Source organism: Microvirga zambiensis WSM3693 (assembly GCF_016735695.1).
Taxonomy (GTDB): Bacteria; Pseudomonadota; Alphaproteobacteria; order Rhizobiales; family Beijerinckiaceae; genus Microvirga; species Microvirga zambiensis.
On sequence record NZ_JAERQD010000020.1, the window covers coordinates 57,433 to 73,460 of the forward strand.

Consider the following 16,028-nt stretch of genomic DNA (forward strand, 5'->3'; position numbering starts at 1 on the left):
AAGGTTTCATCGGCAGCAGACGACTTCAGCGATCATAGCGACAATACCCGTGTCACGAAACCGCTTTGAAGGATGCGGCTCAAGCCGCATCGGGCCGCTCGGCGTATGCGACGTGATAGACGAGGAACTCCTCGTCATATCCCTTGAGCCGGCGCATCCCCATCGGATTCAGAACCCGCTGACCTTCGACGGCCTCCGCAACCGTCGCATCCGCGAGTATTTCGCGATCGGCCGCTGATGCGCACAGGCGCGCGGCGAGGTTCACGACGCTGCCGATGGCGGTGTAGTCGAACCGGCTCTCGTAGCCGATCCGCCCGACCGTGGCCGGGCCCATGGCCAATCCCATCCCGAAGCCGATCCGGTAACCGCGCCGCTGCCAGCCGACGATGAGCTTCTGCACGCAAAGCTGCATCTCCACCGCGAGATCGACGGCCCGCAGCGCCGGCTCCGCTACGGGGACGGGAGCGTTGATGAGCAGCATCAGCCCATCCCCCGAAAAGCTCGTCAGAGTCGCGGCGTATTTGGTGATGATCCCGCCAAGCGCATCGTAATATTCCGACAGGACGCTCATCACCTCCTCGGGCGTCGCCCTGGCCGAAAAGGCGGTGAAGCCGCGCAGGTCGCCGAAGATCGTCACCACCTCGGTGCGCCGGCCCTCGAGCACGTCGTCGTCGCCCGTGCGGTCGACCAGTTCCGCGACCTGCGGCGCGAGGAAGCGCTTGAGCTTCGCGATCCGCTCCTGGCGCTCCTGCGACACGGCGAGTTCGGCCGCCATGGCGTTGAAGCTCTCCGCCAGCCGCTGAAGCTCGTCTCCCGTTTCGATATGGATGCGATGGTCGAATTGCCCGGCGCCGATGCGTTCGGTGCCGTCCTCGAGAAGGTGGATCGGCTTGGTCATGCGGCTCGCGAGGACATAGGCCAGCAGACCCGCGAAGGCGGCGCCGGCGAGAAGGAGCCCGACCGTTCGCCACAGGGCTGCATAGATCGGCCCGAAGGCTTCTGAAAGAGGCTGTTCGACCACCACGGTCCAGTCCGGGCCGGCAACCGGCGCGGCGGCGGCTGCGACGGCGATGCCTTCGGCGTCCCAGCCCGTCGCGACATCGGCACCGGCACGCCCGATCGCCTCCCTGAGTTCCCGGAAGGGCGCGAGCGTCGCCTCGTCCGCGCCCCGCAGCACGAGACTGATATCGGGATGGGCCACGAGCCGCCCGGGCCTGTCCAGAACGAAGGCGTGGCCCGTCTCACCGATCTTGATGGACGAGATCACGTCCCAGATCAGCTTCAGGTTCACCTCGGCGACAACAATGCCGACGGACGGCCGGTTGCCGGCCATCGCAATCGTCATGTAGGGCTCGGAATCGCGATAATAACGCACCTCGCCGTACCAGAGCCGGTTCGCGCGAGCTCCCGTCACGGCCTCGTCGGCGGAGCGGTCGGTGCGCGTCTCGGTTCTGTTCAACCCGATGCGCGAGACATAGAGGCGTTCGCGCCCGGCACCGTCGAGAAGCGTGAGGTTGACGATAGCCGGCACCTGCCGCAGCAGGCGCAGGGCATCGATCCGCCGCCTCTCGTCCGGCTCCTCTGCCCAGGGAAGCTGAACCAGCCAGCCGAGCTGGTTGGTGATGTCGTCGAGAAAGCCCTGGATCCTGGCCCCGGCCGAGCGCGCCTCGACTCCCAGAAGCTGGTCGAGGGTCGCCCTCTGGTCGCGATAGCCGAACCAGGCCTCGCTGACGCCATTGGTCGCGAGGGGAATGACCACCGCCAGAAACAGCACGAGGAAATATTTCTGGAAGAGGCCGCGGATCCGGAGGCGCTGCCTGGTCATGAGCGCTTCGGCCGATCGCGACGGGAACGGGCCGGGATCGCACGCGGCATCGACAGGGTAGGCAAAGCGATCATGGTGAGCCCTCGCCCCGCTTCCATCGCATTCCCTCGAATATGAGGCGAGGCGCGGCACGCTGCCAGTGGTTTGTCTCGGAAGGCGGGTCCACTTTCACGCACGATGCGCTACGCTGCGCTCCGGAGCATCATTGCCGGACAGAGGGAAGCATGACCGCACGGGACTTATTCGATCTTTCCGGCAAGACGGCGCTGGTCACCGGTTCATCGGGCGGCCTGGGCCTGTCCATCGCCCGCGGGCTTGCGGAGGCCGGCGCGGCGGTCATCCTCAATGGGCGCGACGAGGCGAAGCTCGCCGGTGCCGTGCGGGAGCTGAGCACGGCCGGGCATCGGGTCTCGGCGAGCGCTTTCGATGTCTCGGACGAGAGCGCGGTCAAGGCGGCCTTCGACGGCTTCGACCATTCCGGCATCTCCATCGACATCCTCGTCAACAATGCCGGCATTCAATTGCGCAAGCCGATGGTGGATCTCGCGGCCGACGAATGGCGCAAGGTGCTGGAAACCAACCTCACCAGCGCCTTCCTGGTCGGGCGCGAGGCTGCGAGGCGCATGATCGCGCGCGGCGACGGCGGAAAGATCATCAATATCGCTTCACTTGCGAGCGAGGCCGCGCGCGCGACCATTGCCCCCTACACGGCCGCGAAGGGCGGCATCAAGATGCTGACCCGCTCCATGGCGGCCGAGTGGGCGCAGCACGGCATCCAGGCCAACGCCATCGGCCCCGGCTACATCGTCACGGAGATGAACAAAGCCCTCGCCGAGGATGCGAAATTCGACGCCTGGGTGCGCGGCCGTACGCCATCGGGACGCTGGGGCGTGCCGGATGACCTGATCGGCGTTTCCGTGTTCCTGGCCTCCGCCGCGTCGGCCTATGTCAACGGCCAGATCATCTATGTCGACGGCGGCCTGCTCGCGGTGCTGTGAGCGGAACCGTCATTGACTCGGTTGAGCGGCGGCATTGGCTGCTGCCACGCGCCATACGGCATTGCCCGCATCGTCCGCGATGAGCAGTGCGCCCGTGCCGTCGATGGCGACTCCCACCGGCCGCCCGCGGGCCTGGTCGCCGTCCAGGAAGCCGGTGACCACGTCCTGCGCCTTGCCCGCCGGCTTGCCGTTCTCGAAAGGCACGTAGACCACCTTGTAGCCGTTGAAGGCGTTGCGGTTCCAGCTGCCGTGCTCGCCGATGAAGGCGCCGCGCCTGTACTGCTCCGGCAGCGACGAATTCATGGAGAAGGTCAGGCCGAGCGCCGCCACGTGGCTGGACAAGGCGTAGTCCGGCTTGATCGCCTTCTGCACCATGTCCGGCCGCGGCGGATGCACCCGCTCGTCCACGTGATTGCCGAAATAGCTCCAGGGCCAGCCGTAGAAGGCGCCCTCCTGCACGGAGGTCAGGTAGTCCGGCACGAGATTGGGCCCGAGTTCGTCGCGCTCGTTCACCACCGTCCACAGGACACCGGTTTCGGGATGGATGCTCAGGCCGTTGGGATTGCGCAGGCCCGAGGCGTAGAGGCGCGATGCGCCCGTCGCGCGATCGACCTGCCAGATGGCCGCCCTGCCCTTCTCGGCCTCGATCCCGCGCTCCGCGGCGTTCGAGTTGGAGCCGACCGAGGCGTAGAGGAAACGTCCGTCCGGACTGAGCGCCAAATCCTTGGTCCAGTGATGGTTGATCGGCCCGCCGGGAAGTGGCGCGAGCTCCTTCGGCGGAGCCGTGATCGACGTCTGTCCGAGCTGATAGGGATAAGCCAGGATCGCGTCGGCGGCGGCAACATAGAGCGTGCCCTCGTGCCAGACGACGCCGAAGGGCGAGTTCAGTCCTTTGAGCAGCTCGTGCCGCTCATCGACCTGGCCGTCGCGGTTCGTGTCCCGCAGGAGCGTGATCAGGTTGCTTTCCTTCGGCGGCCCGCCACCGCCGCCCTTGGCCATCGCCATGATCCATTCGCGGATCACGTCCTTGGGCCGCGGCAGCGGCTTGCCCTCCGGCGCGCGTGACTGCACGACGAGAACGTCGCCGTTCGGCAAGGTGCGCACCACGCGCGGGTTGACGAGATCCTTGGCAAACGCGGTCACGGTCATCCCCTGTGGGACCGTCGGCGTCTGCCCCTCCTTCCAGCCGACGACCTCTGCCACCTTCAGGTCGGGCAGGAGTTCCGTGCTGGGCTCAGGCAGAACCGGATCGGGCCCGATCTGGCTGGCGACGTCGAAGTTGGAACCGGTGTCGCTGCAGCCGATGAGAGCAAGTGCCAAAAGGCTCGATCCGACGAGAGCGGAGGCGCGATTCAGGTGGAAGCGGTCAGTCATGATAGCGCACTCCCACGCTGTGATTGTGAACGAGCGAAGTGCCGAACCAGACCGTGACCAGCATGGCCAGCACCGTCAGTGCCGAGAGGGTCAGGCCCCAGGGCATGACTGCGGTCCAGCCGTCGGCCGTGTGAACGAGATTGTTGAGGAAGGCCAGGATCAGCACGACGAGAGTGCCGATGATGGTCGGCAAGGCAAACCTGACGATGCGGAGGCCGAAGCGGACCGGGACATAGACGGCACCGTAGAGCGCGGCGATGACACCGAACGTGATGCCGGCCAGCAGAAGCCAGGCCGAGAACTCCAACCACATGAGATTCGACGTGCGCCAATAGGCGATATCGGTCGCAAGCGCGAGCGTGAAGCAGGCGATGGGGAATGACGCCAGCAGCCTGTGAATCACATGCCCGGCGATGGCGGCTGTCGATCTCGGGGGCGGAGCATATGGCGGCATTGAACCTCTCTTGAGCCGATGAGACTCTATGTCTACGACCGATGACCGCTTAAGTTCCTGAGTTACGCTTCGCGGCGTCGTTTCCGGCCATCAATCAACCGTTACCTGCGCGCTCATGGAGCACGGCCGAGCCTATTCTCGCCAGGACGATTGACCTGCCATGCGGCGACCTAAATCTATCCCGACGACGCAAGCCGCGCGGGCCGCAGGGTCCGCCGGCCGGGGGGCATTCCACTTTGGACAATCGGAGATCTTCGAATGACCAGCGTCGACGATGTGGGAAAAACGATGCTCCGCAACAAGCTTCTCGGCCGATGGGCCGCCGAGAGGCTGGGAATGACGGGGGAGGACGCCGAGGCCTATTCGGATGACCTAGCGAGGGCCACGGTCGATCCGGTGCGCTGCGATGTCTTCAGCAAAATCCGTAAGGATTTCGATGACGCCGGCGTGGACCAGTCGGACGAGCGCATCCTGAGCGTGATGACCGAACTCATGCTCAAGGCCGGAAGCCTGATGCCGGGAACGCGAGGAGATTCCGCCGATTCGGCAGCCGTGATGATCGCACGCAATCTGATGTCGCATTGAGGCCGGAGCCCGATCCGACCAGCAGGCTCAGGCCGCGCCGGCCATGGGGGTCGACCGGGTGCGCTCCTGCGACGGCGTCGCGCCCGTCCAGCGCTTGAAGGCGCTCGTAAAGGCGCTGACCTCCTGGAAACCGAGCAGCCAGGCGATCTGCGAGATCGAAAGCGTCGCATCCTCCAGATAGCGCAAGGCGAGATCCCTGCGCAGGTCTTCCAGAATTTCGGTGAAGGACACACCCTCTGCAGCGAGCCGGCGCGTGAGCGTCCGGCGGCTCACGCCAAGCGCTTCGGCAATGTCGCCCATCTGCGCCCGCCCATGCGGCAGGAGCGGTGCGACGGCGTTCTCCACGAGCGCCCGCATGGGGCTTGCCGGCGTGGGCCGGCGGGCCAGAATCTCCTCGCAATATCCGATCAGAATTTCGTTGAGATGATGGTCGGCGCTGACGAAGGGACAGGCGGCGACGCCCCGTGCGAACGTAATCTCGTCGTGCTCGGCACCGAAGCCAACTTTGCAGCCGAAGAACGCATCCTGCTCGTCGGATGATGCGCCGCGGGTCTGGGCGAGCCTGACGCGGATCGGCCTTAGAGGCACTTCTGTCACGTGCCGGCAGACCCTCACCAGAGCCGTTGCCCAGAACTCCATCTGATGGCGATCGGAGTGTCGCGGCACCCCGACGTAATTGATATGTACGCTCAGGTCGCTCGTCATTCGGCAGTGAACCTTGATGCATTCGTTGCTCACCCCGCTGTAGCGGGCAGTCCGAGTGAGAGCCTCCCCAAGCGTCGCAGACGAGGCGAGGACGTAATAAAGCAGGCCGATTTCCCGGAGATCGAAATCCTCGGCGAGGTGGAAGCCGAGGAGGTCGTCCCCGACCGCGCTCGCCACGAGATTCAGGAGCGCGATCTGGTTCTCGGCACCGATGCGAACATGGCTATCCTCCAGGAGGGCGAGGGTGAGACCCGCCTTTTGCACCAGGGGTTCGGGGTCGATGCCGGCCGAGACGGCGCGGGCCACCGCAAGGCGGGCAATCCCCCCGCTCGCAGTCGGCGGCATGGTGCCGAGCACCTTGGACGGATGGTACATTGTCTCCACTCCTCCCGATGCTGCGTTCTCCGCTGCCGTCGCGATGGCCCGTACAGACAAATCAATGGCCAAGGATAGCAAGACCGAAGCCCTCTGTCGCGGGTAGGAAGGTGGAATCGACGGTAACTTCGCGCAGGGGCTGCGGACCGCCCAACCCCGACGCATTCGGCTGCCCGGTCAGCCGGAGTTCGTGCAACCTAGGGAGATCGAATGCCTCAGCCTGAAGCGATGGCCGCCCGCGCGCTCTGCCCGGCGCTGGATGCCGATTGGATCGAGCAGAAGATCATCCGCTCCTATGTGCGGCTCGCCATGGAACCGCACGACGAGGATGGCTGCCGCGCCGTCACGCTTGTCCGCCGTGGCGGCCTGGAGGTGCGCCTGATGGAAGTGCCGAGCGACGAGATGATCGGGCTGCCGGCATTCTGGCTCGAGCTCCGCTCGCAGATGACGGGGGCGACCATCGACAGTCTCGGCTGCTACGAGTTCGACGAGGACGAATTGTCGGCCGCCGTCATGTTCGTCCAGGACGCGACGCACCGGCTGCCGCTCCTTCATTGACGGCAGCCTCGCTGTCGCGCGTCGCCCGGAATGATCCCATGAAACCCCTCCCGCGCCGTATCGACCTCATAGAAGGTGCCTTCTGCGGCGGTCTGGCGGGACTGCTTCTGTTCGTCGTCGTCGACGTTTTGATGGTCGCGGCGGATCTGACCCTGGACGTCGACCCCGTCACCTATTTCCTGACAGGGGTCGCCGTCTCGGTCCTCGGCGGAATCCTGCTGGCGCTGGCCCTGGTCCGCTTCTGGAACCGGTATCTTTCGAAAGCCGCTCGCGGCGAGGGCGAGAGCGAAAAGGAACGTTGAGGACTCGAAACGAGATCACGGGAAATTTCAGTAACGTCATGATTTCAGTTCGCGCGATCCCGTGGCGCATGAGGCCCGGCCTGACAGGCTGGGAACCGATGGAAGGTGAGCCCCGGCATTCCTTCGGTCATCGACGATATTCCGGCGCGTAGGGGCAAGTTGCGTACCAGTGCCGGAACCCCGCCCGTCCGAAAGGCAGCCTTCAAGAGCGCCATCAACCGGACGGGCGGGATCTCTTCTTTCAGCTGAAGATCTCCGCTGGCGATCGCTGGATGCCGGCGAGCTCGATCCGCGTCGACGAAAATTCTCTACGACGCAGACAGGTCCTGCCGGAGCTGGGCAGGGTCGATCGCCACTTTCAGCACCGTGCCGCCGAAATCCAGAATCAGGACGGGTCTTTCACCGCTGTGATCGATTGTCGTGCTCAGAGGCTGCACCGGCACGCTCTTGGCATGGTTGGGCCCGGCATCGGCCGAAAAGCTCCTGGGCGGCTTGCCCCGATGGGTCCGCACCATCTCGTTGAGCAGATCGGTCACGAGGGGCGTGGAATCCACCGCGCTGAGGAGAATCTCGTATTCCTTGCCCGCATCGGCCCGGATGCCGAGAGCCACGATGCTGCCGTCGTCCGCAACCCGGACCCGCCAGGCCTTTGAACCAATCCGCTTGACCAATACCGTTCCTCCGATGCGCCGCGGCCATCGATACTCCGACGGACCGTCTCCCTGTCAATCCCGGCAGCGACGTTGAGAGGTTCAGCCCGGATCTTTCAGGAGATCGCCGAGGATCCGGTAGGCCAGCTCGGTGAAATGCAGCTTGTCCGGCCGGTAGGCCAGGGAGCCGGCCTCGATGAGGGCCGCATCGGCATCCAGGTACCGGACGCCGTCGCGCCGCGCGACATCCCGGATGAGACGGTTGGCCTCCAGCCGTGCGGCGTTCCGCGACGCGAAGGCATCGCCCCTTGGCGGAATGGCGATCACGTCGATCCGGGCACCGGGCCAGACCTCTGCGAGCGTCCTGACGATTTCAGCGATGCCGGCAGCGATGGCGCAGGGCTGATTGTCGCCCGCGATGTTGTTCGTTCCGGCCAGAAGCACGACCCGCCTCGGATGGAGAGACGCCAGGGCCAGGTCCCGCAGCCGCCAGAGCACGTTCTGGATCTTGTCTCCGCCGATGCCGAGATTCCAGATGCGGGCTTGTGCAAAAGCCGCCCTCGCCCATGCCGGGTCCCAGCCTCGGACGAGACTGTCGCCGATCATGACGACATTCGCCGATGTCGGCGGATTGGCCTTGAGAGCGAGATGTTCCCGCACGCGCGCGGCCATCTGCGCGGGAGCGGGCGTCGTCGTGACGATCAGGTCGGCCTGCGGACAGGCCGGCCCTCGGGCACCGCCCTCCTCGGCTCGCGAGGACAGAGAAAACGCGACGATCGATACTGCCGCGATGCAGATCGACCGCACCGATAGGGACTTGCGCATCTGTCGCCTCGCCGGATCTCACGCCGGTGCCAGCGCATCGGCGGATGGTTGCTCCTGCCGGGCGCTCTTTGGCGTCATCCTGTCCAGGAGGGCGAGCGTATCCTTGTGGTCCGCCCGGATCGACAGGGCCCGCTGACACAGGGTCGTGGCGGTGGCGGCGCGTCCCTTCTTGAAGCAGGCCTTCGCAAGCGTGTGCAGGTATTGCGGCGATTTTCCCCGGCTTTTCCGCAGCATCCGCTCGTCGATGGGACGTCCCTCGAGGAAGTCGACGACGAAATTCTGCAGAACGCCACCATGCGCGAGAACGAAGGTCGATGGGTGATCCGTGTATCGTAGATTCAGGATCCGCGATCTCGGGAATGACGGGATGACCTCCCGCAGAACGTAGGGTCCGTCGATGGGCTGGAGCGGATCGACCAGGATCAGATGGTCCCTGTCCGGATCGGCAACGTCGCGCAAAGGCAGATGGTTGGTGTCGAACTGATCTGCATATCGCTGCATTCCGACCAGAGCGTAGTAACTGTGATTGCGGGGCGAGAAGGACAACGCGCGCGCCCCGACCGCCGACGCGAAATACAGGGCTGCATATCCGCCCATGCTCGATCCATAGGTGACGACGGCCTTGTAGCGAGGAACGATCTCGGAGACGGCCTGCTTCAGGTCGTCGATCGACAGGTCCTGATACCAGTTCTCCTTGCGCTTCTGAACGGAGATGACGTCGTATCCGCGCTTGTTGAGAAACATTTCGCCGAAGCCCGGGCGATCCACGTCGACCGGCCCCATCTCGGTGAAGGCGACGACCAACGTCGCGCTCACGGCCTCCCCCGCCGGACAATAGGAAATCGTCGTAATGCCGTTATCGAAAATACGGCGCTTCATTCCGCTCATGCCCGCTCAATCCATTTTGCTCGAACCGTCGGCGCGAATGCATTTCCCTCAAAGGCCATGTCGCTTTCGGGCCGTTCAATCAGCTTTTCAGAAAATTATTATTGAATACATTTTGATCAATACACAACATCGAGAGCAGTTTTTCTTATTTAATCAATAATTCTAATTTCGAACGAATATTCTTATAATTCAAATACTATTGATTGGCTTCGCCCAGATCTTGATGCGTCCGGTCTGATCGTCAGACTTACCGCGTTCACCGCTCTTGCAGCGAGCAAGCGGCACCGACAGGCCACGCTCTGCGTTGTTTGATCATGACGAATCCTCTCAAGCTCGCACCAGCTTCTCCACAGAAGCGCCCCGGGGTGGTCGCCTCCGCCGCCTATGCCGGCGGCCGCCGCGTGGCCGAGATCCCCATCGAGGAGGCGGGGGAATGGTCGCGCAAGCCCGGACACGTGGTCTGGATCGGCCTGCACGAGCCGGATCTGGACCTCCTGCGTCAGCTCCAGAGGGAGTTCAGCCTGCACGAACTCGCCATCGAGGATGCGCTCAAGGCGCATCAGCGGCCCAAGCTGGAGCAATATGGCGACGCCCTGTTCGTCGTCGCGCGCACGGCGCAGATGTTCGACGGTCGCATCGCCTTCGGCGAAACGCATCTCTTCGTCGGGAAGGGCTACGTGGTCTCCGTGCGACACGGCGCTTCGACCTCCTACAGGCCGGTGCGCGAACGCTGCGAGGCGGCTCAGAAGGCATTTTCGGAAGGAGAGGATTTCATCCTCTACGCCATCCTGGACTTCATCGTCGACAACTACATTCCGGTGATCCAGACGATCCAGGATGAGGTCGAGGAGATCGAGGACAGCATCCTCGGCGAGACCGCGAACCAGTTCCATGTGACGCGGCTCTATCAGCTTCGCCGGGATCTCCTGCGCCTGCGCAATGCCGCCGTGCCGCTCGTGGAGGTCTGCCGCCGCCTCGAGCAGCCGGGACTTCCGGGTGTCGATCCGGCCATGTCTCCCCTCTTCCGCGACGTCTCCGATCATATTCGGCGCGTGCAGGAGGAGATCGAATCCTTGCGCGAAGTGCTCGCCTTCGCCTTCGAGACCAGCCTGATGACGGGACAGGCGCAGCAGACCGAGATTACCCGCAAGCTCGCCTCCTGGGCCGCCATCCTGGCCGTGCCCACTGCCGTTGCGGGGCTGTACGGCATGAATTTCGACGTGATGCCCGAGCTTCACTGGAAATACGGATACGCCCTCGTTCTCGTCGTGATCCTTGCGGTGTGCGGATGGCTCTACTGGCGCTTCCGCAGGAACGGCTGGCTCTGACCGGACTTCCGCCGGATCCTCAGTAATTCACCTTAGACCGAACCCCGCCTCTCCCGAGCGATCAGGGTTCGCCGGGTCCCTTTTCAGGGTTTCACCCGATGGCCGGCGTCGATGCGGTTCCTAAACTAGGACTACGTGGCTTCGAGCGTCCCATCCCATCGACCGGCGGGATGACGACGGCAAGCGCCTATCGACGTGGCGTCGATCCCGACGACGCTCGCGCCATTGCAACGACGACCATGATCGAAGGAGCATTGCATGTCTGAGGATACGGCGAACACCCATTCCGACAGCGGCTTCAGCCGCCGCTCGCTTCTCACCGGATCGACGGCGCTCGTCGCGGCCGCTGCAGCGATCAGTGCATCATCGCAGGCCGTCGCTCAGGCGCAGACGCCGGCTCCGGCTCCAGCGGCGGGCACCGGGACCGGCAGGCCGCCGAATATCCTCGTCATCTTCGGCGACGATATCGGCGTCCCGCAGATCAGCGCCTATACGATGGGCATGATGGGCTACCGCACCCCCAACATCGACCGCATCGCGGCGGAGGGTGCGATCTTCACCGATTCCTACGGCCAGCAGAGCTGCACCGCCGGTCGCGCCTCCTTCATCCTCGGACAGGAGCCGTTCCGCACCGGCCTTCTCACCATCGGCATGCCGGGAGATCCCCACGGCATCGCCGACTGGATGCCGACCATCGCCGATGTCCTCAAGACCAGAGGCTATGCGACCGGCCAGTTCGGCAAGAACCATCTGGGCGATCAGGATCAGCATCTTCCGACCAAGCACGGCTTCGACGAGTTCTTCGGCAACCTGTATCACCTGAATGCCGAGGAGGAACCGGAAGGCTATTTCTATCCGAAGGACCCGGCCTTCCGCAGGCAATACGGGCCGCGCGGCGTCATCCGCTCCAGCGTCGATGGGCGCATCGACGACACCGGGCCGCTCACGACGAAACGGATGGAGACCGTCGACGAGGAGTTCCTCGCGGCGGCCAAGGACTTCATCGACCGGCAGCACAGGGCGAGCAAGCCGTTCTTCGTCTGGTTCAATGCCACCCGTATGCATGTCTTCACGCATCTCAAGCCCGACAGCGTCGGCAAGACCGGCAAGGGACTTCATGCCGACGGCATGGCGGAGCACGACGGTCATGTCGGACAGCTGCTGAAGCAGCTCGATGATCTCGGCATCGCCAACGACACCATCGTCCTCTACACCACCGACAACGGCGCCGAGCTGGCCCTGTGGCCCGACGGCGCCATGACGCCGTTCCACGGCGAGAAGGGCACCACATGGGAGGGCGGCATGCGCATCCCGATGATGGTGCGCTGGCCGGGCGTGGTGAAGCCCGGCACGCAGATCAACGAGATCGTCACGCTCATGGATTGGATGCCCACCTTCGCCGCGGCAGCGGGGATTCCCAACATCAAGGAATCCATGAAAACCGGCTTCACCGCCGGGACGAAAAACTTCAAGGTCCATCTCGACGGATACGACCTGACGGGCTTGCTGAAAGGCGAAGCGAGGAACCCGCCGCGCGATACCATGTATTACTTCGATCAGGGCGGCAACCTGAACGCCATCCGGTGGAACGACTGGAAGCTGAGCTTCGCCGTCGCCAGCGAAGGCAACATCGCCACCGCGCTCCGAGAAACCCCGAGCTGGGCCAATATCGCTAACCTGCGCATGGACCCTTATGAGCGTGGCATGAAGGAAGGCGGCGGCGCGATCGAATTCCTGGCGCGGAACATGTGGCTGCTGGTCCCGATCCAGGGCAAGATCAAGGAGTTCTTCGCCGATTTCGAGCAATTCCCATATCAGGAGGGCAGCACGCTCAATGCGAGCGGCATCAATTACGGGATGCTGCGTCAGCAGGCGGCTCTGAAGCGTCTCAACGACATCGAGCGCCTGGCGCCGCGATGAGGGAGGACCTCACCCCTCTTGTCTGAAACGACTCACGGATCGGGCGGACAGTTTGTCCGCCCGATCGCATGTGAAGCATGGTCAAAAGACATCCGATCACAAGACGATAGCCACGCGGTTTGGAAAGGCGCACAATTACTGTGAAGAGGAAGGCTCGTGCTCGCGCCTCGGGGAGATGCCCGATCCTCCTCTCCTGAACGTCTCAAGGAGAGCCTCATGCGAATGATGATGGCGGCGATGCTCTGCACTCTGACGATGACTGCTACCGCCCAAGCAGCGATCCGGGAAGAGCAGGTGACCTACCAGGACGGCGGCACCACGATGAAGGGGTTCATCGTCTATGACGACGCGATCACGGCCAAGCGTCCCGGCATCGTCTTGGTCCCCGAATGGTGGGGCATCACGAGCCATGTCCGGGGCGAGGCGCAGAAATTCGCGCAGCAGGGCTATACCGCCTTCGTCGCCGACATGTATGGCGACGGCAAGACGGCCGACAATCCGAACGATGCCGGCGCATTGGCGACCCTGGTGATGAAGGATCCCGGGGTGATGGAATCGCGCTTCAACGCCGCGCGGGCCCGGCTCGCCGGACATGCCTCCGTCGACCCGGCCCGCATCGGCGCCGTCGGCTATTGCTTCGGAGGCGCCGTCGTTCTGAACATGGCCCGCCTCGGTGCCGATCTCGACGCCGTCGCGGGCTTTCATGCCACGCTCGGGCTCAACACCCCTGCTCCGGCGCCGGGCACCGTGAAGGCAAAAATCCTCGTGTTGAACGGCGCGGAGGATCCCTTCGTGAAGCGCGAGGAATACGAGGCGTTCCGCAAGGATCTCGACGGCGCCAAAGCGGAATACAAGGTGATCGAATATCCGGGCGCGACGCACGCCTTCACCAACCCGGAGGCCACCGCGCTCGGCCAGAAGTTCAACCTGCCGCTCCGCTACGACGCACAGGTGGATCGCGAGGCGAAGGCGGAGGCATCGAAATTCTTCGATGCCAATCTGAAAAAATAGGTTGGACAACGCAGCACGAACGCAATGTAATTTGATTTCATTTCGTTCGTGCTGCGATCGTTCGACAGGAATTATTGCCGGGAATGGAGGCACCTTAACCGGTTCTTATCCTTACTGTGACATTCGAGAAGTCCTGCCTTCAGGTGACACCCATGCTTCTCGGATTGCTCCCGTCCAACTCCGCCGCCGCCAAGATTCAGGCATTGGATGCCACCTTCGCCACGATCGCCTTCGACGTCGACGGCAACATCCTCGAGGCCAATGACAACTTCCTGTCCCTGGTCGGCTACAGCATCAGTCAGATCCGTGGGCGCCATCACCGCCTCTTCGTCGAACCGACGGAAGCCGAGGCGCCGCAATACCGCAAATTCTGGCAGGACCTGCGCAAAGGCCATAGCCAATCCGCCGAGTTTCGTCGCCTCGGAAAGGACAAGAAGGAGGTCTGGCTCAAGGCGAGCTATGTCCCGATCCTCAACCGGAGCGGCGACGTCACCCAGATCGTCAAGTTCGCCACCGACATTACGGCCCAAAAACTTCAGCAGGCCGATTTCGCCGGTCAGATCGCGGCGATCAACCGGTCGCAGGCCGTGATCCATCTCGCGCTCGATGGAACGATCATCGACGCGAACGAGCTTTTCCTGAAGACGATGGGCTACGAACGCGAGGCCGTGCTTGGCCGGCATCACCGCATGTTCGTGCTCGGCGATTACGGCCACAGCCCGGAATACGAAGCGTTCTGGCAGAATCTCAATCGCGGCGAATATCTTTCCGGCGAGTTCAAGCGGATCGCGAAGGACGGCCGGGAGATCTGGCTGCAGGCGAGCTACAACCCGATCTTCGACGACAGCGGGCGGCCTTTCAAGGTTGTCAAATACGCCTCCGACATCACGGCAGAAAAGCTGAAAGCCGCCGAGACTGCAGCGCAGGTCGCAGCCGTCGGCCGATCACAGGCGGTCATCCATTTCGACATGGACGGGAGGATTCTGGATGCGAACCAGAACTTCCTCGACACGATGGGATACAGCCTTGAGCAGATCCGCGGACAGCACCATCGGATGTTCGTTCCAAGTGCATACGCGGCAAGCGCCGAATACGCGGCGTTCTGGGACGGCCTGCGCGCAGGCCGCTATTCAGCCGCCGTGTATCAGCGGGTCGGGAATGGCGGACGCGAAATCTGGATCCAGGGCAACTACAATCCGGTTCTCGATACGGACGGCCGGCCCTTCAAGATCGTCAAGTTCGCGACCGACATCACAAAGAGCATGGCCGTTCGCGGCGAGGCGATCCAGCTCGCCGAGCAGACCCTGGGCAATGTCCGCGCCGTCGCGATGGCTGCCAACGACATGAACATTACGGCGAGCGCGATTTCCGACCGGATGCAGGAATCGCGCAGCGCCGTCGATGAGATCCATGCCAGAACGCAGGGAGCCGACGCCTCCACGGCCAAACTCCGCGATGCGGCCCTGGCGATGGATGGCGTCGTGCAGGCGATCACCGTGATCGCCGAGAAGATCAATCTCCTCGCACTCAATGCCACGATCGAGGCGGCGCGGGCCGGCGAAGCCGGACGCGGCTTCGCGGTGGTGGCGAGCGAGGTGAAGAACCTGGCCAATCAGGCGGCCCAGGCGACCGCGCGCATCTCCGGAGAAATCCTCTCCATGCAGGCCGTGTCCGGCGACGTCGAGCAGGCCCTCGCCTCGATCAGCACGGCGGTCGCGGATGTCAGACGCTTCATCGTCGAGACCGCCGGGACTATGCATCAGCAGAGCCTCGTGACGACCGACGTGTCGAGAAACATCAAGATCGCGGCGCAGGGCGTCGCCGGGATTGCCCGCAGCCTGGACGAATGGGTCGTCGGCGTCGAGGAGCGGCGCTCGAACGAACGAACCAGGGTCAGCCGTGCAGCGACCATCCAGCTTGGAACCGCCTCGAGCGCGCAGGACATCGCATGCATGGTTCTGAACATCTCCGAGAGCGGTGCCAAGATCGCCGTCGCGACGGCCGGCGTTCCGAACCGCTTCGTGCTCAGGATCGACGGTGAAGGCACCGAGCGAACCTGCCAGGTCGTGCGGCGGAGCGAGCAGGAGCTCGGTGTCAGATACGTCCGATATTAGCCGCTTGAACTCACCTTCGCTCGAACCGACGCATCCGCGGAGACTCTTTTCCGATCAGGTTTAACCAAATAACGACAACTGCTGGCGAATTCTGGCGGAGATCGTCGTGAAGACGC

The 16,028-nt window shown here is 63.7% G+C and carries 15 protein-coding genes and 1 pseudogene; 9 read left to right on the forward strand and 7 right to left on the reverse strand.

Features of this window, described 5'->3' with window-relative positions; genetic code table 11:
- Positions 1-79: 79 nt before the first annotated feature.
- A complete protein-coding gene (locus tag JKL46_RS16530) occupies positions 80-1,825 on the reverse strand; it encodes a cache domain-containing protein (RefSeq protein ID WP_201834787.1) in 1,746 nt (581 codons plus the stop codon).
- Positions 1,826-2,049: 224 nt separating this feature from the next.
- Between JKL46_RS16530 and JKL46_RS16535 the strand changes: the two genes are divergently transcribed.
- Positions 2,050-2,823 (forward strand): SDR family oxidoreductase, encoded by a 774-nt coding sequence (locus JKL46_RS16535; RefSeq protein WP_201834788.1) that lies wholly within the window; start codon positions 2,050-2,052, stop codon positions 2,821-2,823.
- An 18-nt stretch (positions 2,824-2,841) separates the two neighbouring features.
- On the opposite strand, the pseudogene JKL46_RS16540 reads toward JKL46_RS16535, so the two are convergent.
- Positions 2,842-4,197, reverse strand: a pseudogene (locus tag JKL46_RS16540) (PQQ-dependent sugar dehydrogenase); the annotation flags it as partial.
- Positions 4,190-4,651: a DUF2231 domain-containing protein gene (locus tag JKL46_RS16545; RefSeq protein WP_201834793.1), complete on the reverse strand. Its 462-nt coding sequence runs from the start codon at positions 4,649-4,651 to the stop codon at positions 4,190-4,192. The pseudogene JKL46_RS16540 and the gene JKL46_RS16545, both read right to left, overlap by 8 nt.
- Before the next feature lie 258 nt (positions 4,652-4,909).
- On the opposite strand from JKL46_RS16545, the gene JKL46_RS16550 reads away from it, so the two are divergent.
- A complete protein-coding gene (locus JKL46_RS16550; RefSeq protein ID WP_201834795.1) occupies positions 4,910-5,236 on the forward strand; it encodes an ATPase inhibitor subunit zeta in 327 nt (108 codons plus the stop codon).
- A 27-nt stretch (positions 5,237-5,263) separates the two neighbouring features.
- On the opposite strand, the gene JKL46_RS16555 is transcribed toward JKL46_RS16550, so the two are convergent.
- Positions 5,264-6,316, reverse strand: coding sequence for an AraC family transcriptional regulator (locus JKL46_RS16555; protein WP_246529352.1), 1,053 nt, complete (start codon positions 6,314-6,316; stop codon positions 5,264-5,266).
- Positions 6,317-6,526: 210 nt separating this feature from the next.
- Here JKL46_RS16555 and JKL46_RS16560 point away from each other — a divergent pair, with 210 nt between their 5' ends.
- On the forward strand, positions 6,527-6,874 hold the full coding sequence (locus JKL46_RS16560) for a hypothetical protein (protein ID WP_201834797.1): 348 nt from the start codon (positions 6,527-6,529) through the stop codon (positions 6,872-6,874).
- A gap of 38 nt (positions 6,875-6,912) precedes the next feature.
- On the forward strand, positions 6,913-7,176 hold the full coding sequence (locus tag JKL46_RS16565; protein ID WP_201834799.1) for a hypothetical protein: 264 nt from the start codon (positions 6,913-6,915) through the stop codon (positions 7,174-7,176).
- 308 nt (positions 7,177-7,484) lie between these two features.
- Here JKL46_RS16565 and JKL46_RS16570 read toward each other — a convergent pair whose 3' ends face one another.
- The 3 genes from JKL46_RS16570 to JKL46_RS16580 form a co-directional block, all read right to left on the reverse strand.
- Complete coding sequence (locus JKL46_RS16570; RefSeq protein WP_201834801.1) at positions 7,485-7,847, reverse strand: hypothetical protein; 363 nt, start codon at positions 7,845-7,847, stop codon at positions 7,485-7,487.
- 81 nt (positions 7,848-7,928) lie between these two features.
- The gene (locus JKL46_RS16575; RefSeq protein ID WP_201834803.1) at positions 7,929-8,651 is read right to left on the reverse strand and encodes a GDSL-type esterase/lipase family protein; all 723 of its coding nucleotides are present in this window, start codon (positions 8,649-8,651) and stop codon (positions 7,929-7,931) included.
- A gap of 18 nt (positions 8,652-8,669) precedes the next feature.
- A complete protein-coding gene (locus JKL46_RS16580) occupies positions 8,670-9,530 on the reverse strand; it encodes a YqiA/YcfP family alpha/beta fold hydrolase (protein ID WP_201834805.1) in 861 nt (286 codons plus the stop codon).
- A 323-nt stretch (positions 9,531-9,853) separates the two neighbouring features.
- Between JKL46_RS16580 and corA the strand changes: the two genes are divergently transcribed.
- The 5 genes from corA to JKL46_RS16605 all read left to right on the forward strand — a co-directional run bounded on the left by corA (position 9,854) and on the right by JKL46_RS16605 (position 15,912).
- The gene (corA, locus tag JKL46_RS16585; RefSeq protein WP_201834807.1) at positions 9,854-10,867 is read left to right on the forward strand and encodes a magnesium/cobalt transporter CorA; all 1,014 of its coding nucleotides are present in this window, start codon (positions 9,854-9,856) and stop codon (positions 10,865-10,867) included.
- A gap of 98 nt (positions 10,868-10,965) precedes the next feature.
- Complete coding sequence (locus JKL46_RS16590) at positions 10,966-11,133, forward strand: hypothetical protein (RefSeq protein ID WP_201834809.1); 168 nt, start codon at positions 10,966-10,968, stop codon at positions 11,131-11,133.
- The gene (locus tag JKL46_RS16595; protein ID WP_201834811.1) at positions 11,126-12,787 is read left to right on the forward strand and encodes an arylsulfatase; all 1,662 of its coding nucleotides are present in this window, start codon (positions 11,126-11,128) and stop codon (positions 12,785-12,787) included. The genes JKL46_RS16590 and JKL46_RS16595 overlap by 8 nt, the downstream gene beginning before the upstream one ends.
- A 216-nt stretch (positions 12,788-13,003) precedes the next feature.
- Entirely contained in the window at positions 13,004-13,798 is a 795-nt protein-coding gene (locus tag JKL46_RS16600) for a dienelactone hydrolase family protein (RefSeq protein ID WP_246529353.1), read from the forward strand.
- Positions 13,799-13,950: 152 nt separating this feature from the next.
- Positions 13,951-15,912 (forward strand): methyl-accepting chemotaxis protein, encoded by a 1,962-nt coding sequence (locus JKL46_RS16605; RefSeq protein ID WP_201834813.1) that lies wholly within the window; start codon positions 13,951-13,953, stop codon positions 15,910-15,912.
- The last annotated feature ends 116 nt before the right edge of the window (positions 15,913-16,028 follow it).

What these genes read in the sequence shown, in the direction of transcription:
- JKL46_RS16530 (WP_201834787.1), bottom strand. Translation starts at nt 1,825, where the DNA reads ATGACCAGGCAGCGCCTCCGGATCCGCGGCCTCTTCCAGAAATATTTC.
- JKL46_RS16535 (WP_201834788.1), top strand. Translation starts at nt 2,050, where the DNA reads ATGACCGCACGGGACTTATTCGATCTTTCCGGCAAGACGGCGCTGGTC.
- JKL46_RS16545 (WP_201834793.1), bottom strand. Translation starts at nt 4,651, where the DNA reads ATGCCGCCATATGCTCCGCCCCCGAGATCGACAGCCGCCATCGCCGGG.
- JKL46_RS16550 (WP_201834795.1), top strand. Translation starts at nt 4,910, where the DNA reads ATGACCAGCGTCGACGATGTGGGAAAAACGATGCTCCGCAACAAGCTT.
- JKL46_RS16555 (WP_246529352.1), bottom strand. Translation starts at nt 6,316, where the DNA reads ATGTACCATCCGTCCAAGGTGCTCGGCACCATGCCGCCGACTGCGAGC.
- JKL46_RS16560 (WP_201834797.1), top strand. Translation starts at nt 6,527, where the DNA reads ATGCCTCAGCCTGAAGCGATGGCCGCCCGCGCGCTCTGCCCGGCGCTG.
- JKL46_RS16565 (WP_201834799.1), top strand. Translation starts at nt 6,913, where the DNA reads ATGAAACCCCTCCCGCGCCGTATCGACCTCATAGAAGGTGCCTTCTGC.
- JKL46_RS16575 (WP_201834803.1), bottom strand. Translation starts at nt 8,651, where the DNA reads ATGCGCAAGTCCCTATCGGTGCGGTCGATCTGCATCGCGGCAGTATCG.
- JKL46_RS16580 (WP_201834805.1), bottom strand. Translation starts at nt 9,530, where the DNA reads ATGAAGCGCCGTATTTTCGATAACGGCATTACGACGATTTCCTATTGT.
- corA (WP_201834807.1), top strand. Translation starts at nt 9,854, where the DNA reads ATGACGAATCCTCTCAAGCTCGCACCAGCTTCTCCACAGAAGCGCCCC.
- JKL46_RS16590 (WP_201834809.1), top strand. Translation starts at nt 10,966, where the DNA reads ATGGCCGGCGTCGATGCGGTTCCTAAACTAGGACTACGTGGCTTCGAG.
- JKL46_RS16595 (WP_201834811.1), top strand. Translation starts at nt 11,126, where the DNA reads ATGTCTGAGGATACGGCGAACACCCATTCCGACAGCGGCTTCAGCCGC.
- JKL46_RS16600 (WP_246529353.1), top strand. Translation starts at nt 13,004, where the DNA reads ATGCGAATGATGATGGCGGCGATGCTCTGCACTCTGACGATGACTGCT.
- JKL46_RS16605 (WP_201834813.1), top strand. Translation starts at nt 13,951, where the DNA reads ATGCTTCTCGGATTGCTCCCGTCCAACTCCGCCGCCGCCAAGATTCAG.